The organism is Okeania sp. (genome assembly GCF_983059655.1).
Window position 1 is genome coordinate 1 of record NZ_CEZPJD010001041.1, and the last position, 2,300, is coordinate 2,300.

The following is a 2,300-nucleotide window of genomic DNA, read 5'->3' on the forward strand; positions in this document are numbered from 1 at the left end:
ACGGATTTTTTTAGTTTTGTGGATTTGGTAATTTCAGTTATCAGTTATCAGTTATTAGTTATCAGTTATCAGTTATCAGTTATCAGTTATCAGTTATCAGTACCTTTGTAGTAATAATGCTTTAAATTTGAAATATTCTCTTTCTCTTGGTTGATTGGATGTGGCGTTTGCTAGCGCAAAGCTCCGCTAACGCGTTTGCGATAGCATTCCGCAAGGAAAGCGTCCCGGAGGGAACGGAGACCTGCTCTTGACAGAGCCGCTCCACTAACGACCGCTTTTATCCCCTTAAAAGGCTATGCTTTGATACCACAATTTTTCGGTAATTCATACTATATACTTACTATAAAAAGTATCTATAAAGAGTTTTCCTGGTCTATGATAAAGTTGATTTTTTTAGGTAACATATAATTATCTAAAGAGAGTATTTTTCACATACAAATTGCCTTGATTTAAAATCAATAAAAATAGGATATAAAATAAAGCTGTGCAAATTATTCATGTTTAGATTTTTACAAGATTTGAGTTATACCTGTTTTATGATTTTTTATAAAACATTGAAAAACTTTATTCCTATTTCTTAATTTCTCGATATTTTTTGCACAATTAAAATAGTACAGATTTTCTTGAGTAATGAATATAATAATCAAAAGCTTTTCATGTTTATTCAAGACAGACAATAGCACCATGCATGAAAAAAGAATGTTACGAATAATAAGTGCGATTATAAAGATATCTGTAGGAGATGTCCCTTTGACAAAGCTGTGCAACCCCGCGTTGTCTCACAGCGTATTTGGTAACACACCAAGAGAATAAAGAGAATTTAGACCTAAAAACTGGTATTAAAGCCATTCCTCTGTCTCCTAATTTCCCCTCCTAGTTCCTTCCTGGGAGGGGCAGGGGTAGATTGGGTTAGGGGTATTAACTCCTAAGAAATAACAAAGAAACATAAACATCAAAAAGAATTACTTGTCTATTTCACCCTGTTTATTTTGATAAACAGTTACCCATTCCAAAGTATTAAGTGGTGCTGATAATTTAACCTGAGCTTGTGGAGCAGGACTATTACTCAAATTAATAGATTCAACTTTTCCGATAGCCAAACCTGCCGGGAATAATTGACTATAAGCAGAAGTAGATACAACATCACCAACCTTAACATCAGGAAGATCGTTAAAAAATTCTAAGACAGCCAGATCGCCACCCTGACCCTTCATAAAACCCATCTGACGACTGCGAATAATTCCTGCGCCAACTTTACTGGTAGGGTCACTCACTAATAATACCTGGCTAGTATGGGGTGTAACGCTGGTTATTCTACCTACTACACCACCAGTTCCCATGACAATAAAATCTTTTTGAATACCATCTTTACTACCTCTTCCTAAAGTGACTTTTTCCCACCAATAATCTGCACTTCTACCTACTACTGGAGCTACTATTCCTTCTGTTTTTTTAGTTTTTGTATAATTCAAAAGTTGCTTGAGAGTATCATTTTGTTTCTCTAATTCTTGTAATTGAATTTCTAGTTCTTCTATACGAGCATTAACTAATATTTCTTGTTGAACAGGACTAGGTTGAAATGGTAAACTCACCCAATGATAAATTTCAAAAAGTAAAGAACCTTGAGTTTGTCTAACCCAAAAAGCTGCACTTACTGCTAAAATTAATAACGCAGCTTTTCTCATTATTTTTAAACTTCGACGGCGCAATATTTGCATTGGTAAAACCTGAAAATTTCCTACTACTTTAAATTTTATTACTACTAATTTGTATTCAAAACAGAAACTTCTGTATAAGGATTCATTTCAGTTATCAGTTATCAGTACTTCTGCCTAAATTCAGAGTCTTGAGAAGGTAGTCGGAAGCAATTGTCCCCTGATTTTTCTGCACAAAATGCTTAACATTAATGAGCTTCTGAACAACCGAAAGCCTTGCATTTTTTTTGCTCCAAAAAGGCACTTGCTTTTATCTGTCAATGCTTTGATAGTTAATCAGCAAACCTTAACTAGCTAAGATTTGATTATTGAAATGGCAATTAACCATGAGTTATTAGTAATTAATCTTTTTACTGAATTTCGAGATTTACTAATTTACTAATTTGAAAAATACAGAATTTTAGAGAAATAGGAATAGGAAACAGATATTAAATTTGTACCTCACAGTTCTCAAAAGTTCTGTAAAATAATATATTCATAGGTTATTATCATCAGAACGCTTTTCAATAGATACTCAAATATAGTAGCCACAAAAATTAGGAGTTATAAATAAAGACAAAACTAAGAAATACAAATAATTAACCT

General features: G+C 33.0%; 1 protein-coding gene. It reads right to left on the minus strand.

What is annotated here, in order from left to right; genetic code table 11:
* Positions 1-962 precede the first annotated feature (962 nt).
* Positions 963-1,718, minus strand: coding sequence for a rod shape-determining protein MreC (gene mreC, locus AC3DU7_RS31545; RefSeq protein WP_488043174.1), 756 nt, complete (start codon positions 1,716-1,718; stop codon positions 963-965).
* Positions 1,719-2,300: the final 582 nt, after the last annotated feature.

Coding starts and splice junctions, on each gene's coding strand:
- mreC (WP_488043174.1), bottom strand. CDS start 1,718: ATGCAAATATTGCGCCGTCGAAGTTTAAAAATAATGAGAAAAGCTGCG.